Consider the following 3,303-nt stretch of genomic DNA (forward strand, 5'->3'; position numbering starts at 1 on the left):
CGCGCAGGCCCCGGTGCGGATCGGGCGCGGCGACGACGAGGTCGGCGACGTGGAGCTGCCGGCCGACGCCTCCCGCGAACGCGCCCTCGCCCTGGACCCCGGCGACCGGATCGAGGTGGGCCCGGCCGCGGACGGGCTGCGTCTGGTCCTCGCGGTCCGGGGCGGGATCACGCAGGTGAGGCGGCAGGACCCCGGCGACGACGCGCCGATCGAGGTGCTCGGCGCACGCTCCCGCGACACCCTCTGCGACCTCGGCCCGGATCCGCTGCAGGCCGGCGACCTGCTGCTCGTCGGCCCCGAGCGCGGCCTCGACGCGGTGCCTGCCGCCGGGGACGCCGTCCCGTCGTCGTCGGCCGAGCATCCCGACGAGGACACCATCCGCATCCCCGTGCTCATCGGGCCGCGCGCCGAGCTGCTCGGCGACGAGGCGGTCGAGGCGCTGCTCGGCACGGCCTGGACGGTGCGACCCGACTCGGACCGGGTCGGGGTGCGACTCGACGGGCCGGCGCTCCCGGTCCCCCCGGGCGCGGCGTCCGTGCCGAGCGAACCGATGCTGCCCGGGGCGGTGCAGGTGCCGCCCTCGGGGCTCCCGGTCGTCTTCGGCCCCGACCACCCCACCACCGGCGGCTACCCGGTGATCTCCGTGGTCACGCGCACGGGACTGGACCGTCTCGCCCAGGCGGGGCCGGGCACGCTCCTGCGCTTCGTCACCACGGACGGCGACGGGACGCGCTGGTCGCCACCCGCCCGCCGATGACACGATGGCAGGCATGCCGCGCCTCCTTCCCGACCCCGCCTACTTCGCCTCGCTGCCCAAGGTCATCACCTCGGGAGCGGTGATCCTGCGCGACGAGGACGGCCGCTTCGTCATCGAGAAGCCGAACTACCGCCCGCACTGGCTTCTGCCCGGCGGCGGCGTCGACCCCGGCGAGGACGCCCGGCAGTGCGCCCAGCGCGAGGTCATGGAGGAGCTGGGCCTGGACGTCGAGGTGGGCCGCCTTCTCGCCGTGGACTGGCTGCCGGCGAGTCCGGTGCGCAGCGCGCCGATGGGCGTGCACTTCATCTTCGACGCCGGCGTGATCCCCCGCGCGCAGCTCGAGGCGGAGATCGTGCCGCAGGCCTCGGAGCTCGACGACTGGGCGCTCATCGAGGAGGACCGGGCAGAGCTGCTCTCGACCTGGGGCGCCGCCCGTGCCCGGCGCGCTCTCGCGGTGCTGCGCGGCGAGGCCGAGGTGGACCTCGCCTCCCATCCCCGGCGCTGACCTGTCGGTCCCGTCGGGAGGTCCGCGGCCGAGCGGCCGACGGGGCCCGCCGGGCGCGGCAGCTCGCCGGCGGCAATGCCCCTGGGGCGCGACGCACGTCGTGCGCGACGCCCGTCGGCCGCCGGTCGTCCCGCGTGCCGAGACCGCGCGAGACGACCCCCGAACCGCAACCGTTCCGAGACGTCCCACTTTTTCTCACTCTGACCAGGAGTCCTGCCCCCGGCAGCGCGCCGCGGCGCCCGTCGGTGTGATCCACGCCGCACGACGCAGCGGTCGCGGTGGGCCATGATGTGCCCACCCCTCCCCTCGTCGTCGGAGATGACATGAGCCCCTCCCCCCTCGCCCCGGAGTCCGCGGCCTCGGTCAGCCGGCCGCTCACCCGGTCGCAGCGCCTGGACCGCCTCCCCTTCACCCGCAAGCATGGCAAGCTGCTGGGCGCCTCCGGCATCGGCTGGGCGCTCGACGCGATGGACGTCGGCCTGATCTCCTTCGTCATCGCCGCGCTCACCGTGCACTGGGACCTCGCGAAGTCCGACGGGTCCCTCATCGCCTCCGCCGGCTTCGCCGGGATGGCGATCGGCGCGAGCCTCGGCGGGCTGCTGGCCGACAGGATCGGCCGACGCTCCGTCTTCGCCCTCACCCTCCTCGTCTACGGCCTGGCCACCGGCGCTTCCGCCCTCGCCCTGGGCGTCGGCGCGCTGATCGCGCTGCGCTTCGTGGTGGGCCTGGGTCTCGGCGCCGAGCTGCCCGTCGCCTCGACGCTGATGAGCGAGTTCGCGCCGGCCCGGATCCGCGGCCGGATCATCGTGTGGCTCGAGGCGTTCTGGGCCGGCGGCTGGATCCTCGCCGCCGTGATCGGCACGTTCGTGGCGACCTCGGGGCCGGCCGGATGGCGCTGGGCGCTCGCGCTCGGCATGATCCCGGCCGTCTACTCGCTGGTGATCCGTCTCGGGATGCCCGAGTCCGTGCGCTTCCTGGAGGCGAAGGGCCGTCACGAGGAGGCCGAGCGGATCGTCCGCGACTTCGAGGCCTCCGCCGGGATCGATGCCGGGACTCCGGCGGTCCCGCACTCCTCCGGGACCCGCACCGCGCCCGACGCGAAGGTCACCGGCGTCGGCGATGGGGGCCGTGTCTCCGCCGACGCGGTCGGCGTCGTGCCGGAGGCCGATCAGGTCGCGACCGGCGGCATCTGGTCGGCGTCCCTCCGCGCCCGCACCGCCGGGCTGTGGGTGGTGTGGTTCTGCATCAACCTCTCCTACTACGGCGCGTTCATCTGGATCCCGACGCTGCTGGTGGACCGCGGCTTCGACCTCACGAAGTCGTTCACCTTCACCCTGATCATCACGCTCGCCCAGATCCCCGGCTACGCCGCTGCGGCCTGGCTGATCGAGGTGCTCGGCAGGCGCTGGACCCTCACGATCTTCCTCGCAGGCTCGGCGCTGTCCGCCGTGGGCTACGGCATGGCCGACTCCGAGGCGATGATCCTGGTGGCCGGCTGCCTGCTGAGCTTCTTCAACCTCGGCGCCTGGGGCGCGCTGTACGCGATCGGCCCGGAGCTCTACCCCACCGCGGTGCGCGGCACGGGCGCGGGCGCGGCCGCCGCCTTCGGCCGCCTCGCCTCGATCATCGCCCCGTTCCTGGTGCCGGCGCTGGTGCTCGCCGGCGGGCAGTGGCTCGCCTTCGGGGTGTTCGCGCTCGCCTTCGCCGTCGCCGCCGCCGCGGCCTTCACCCTGCCCGAGCAGCGGGGGAAGGCGCTGGCGGAGTAGGTCGGAGTAGGTCTCAGGGTGATCCTCCGGCGCGATCACGAGCCCCCAGCGCCTCAGCGATCGCCGACCCGCATCACCCTGGCCCGGTTGTTCGACGTCCGGTACCAGTTTCCTGGTACCGGACGTCGAACAACCGGCCTGTGAGGGGCGCGCGAAGGGTGAGGGTGCGCCGCCGGCCGGGTGCCCAGCCCGAGCCGGTCATCCCGGGCCCGAGCCCGGGGTGCCGTGCCGGGTCGGGGCTCAGTTCACTTCTCGAGGGAGCCGTCGTAGGCGCA

The 3,303-nt window shown here is 74.6% G+C and carries 3 protein-coding genes; all 3 read left to right on the forward strand.

The window, feature by feature from the left end; genetic code table 11:
- Nucleotides 1-757, forward strand: a 757-nt coding sequence (locus HMPREF3159_RS08580; protein WP_141748143.1) for a 5-oxoprolinase subunit C family protein, incomplete at its 5' end; no start/stop codon positions are given.
- 13 nt (nt 758-770) lie between these two features.
- Nucleotides 771-1,262: an NUDIX domain-containing protein gene (locus HMPREF3159_RS08585; protein ID WP_070500649.1), complete on the forward strand. Its 492-nt coding sequence runs from the start codon at nt 771-773 to the stop codon at nt 1,260-1,262.
- Between the two features lie 323 nt (nt 1,263-1,585).
- Nucleotides 1,586-3,028: an MFS transporter gene (locus HMPREF3159_RS08590; protein ID WP_070500650.1), complete on the forward strand. Its 1,443-nt coding sequence runs from the start codon at nt 1,586-1,588 to the stop codon at nt 3,026-3,028.
- Nucleotides 3,029-3,303: the final 275 nt, after the last annotated feature.

The organism is Brachybacterium sp. HMSC06H03 (genome assembly GCF_001807385.1).
GTDB classification, from domain to species: domain Bacteria; phylum Actinomycetota; class Actinomycetes; order Actinomycetales; family Dermabacteraceae; genus Brachybacterium; species Brachybacterium conglomeratum.

Excerpts from the sequence above, each read along its gene's own strand:
- HMPREF3159_RS08585 (WP_070500649.1), top strand. The coding sequence starts at position 771 with ATGCCGCGCCTCCTTCCCGACCCCGCCTACTTCGCCTCGCTGCCCAAG.
- HMPREF3159_RS08590 (WP_070500650.1), top strand. The coding sequence starts at position 1,586 with ATGAGCCCCTCCCCCCTCGCCCCGGAGTCCGCGGCCTCGGTCAGCCGG.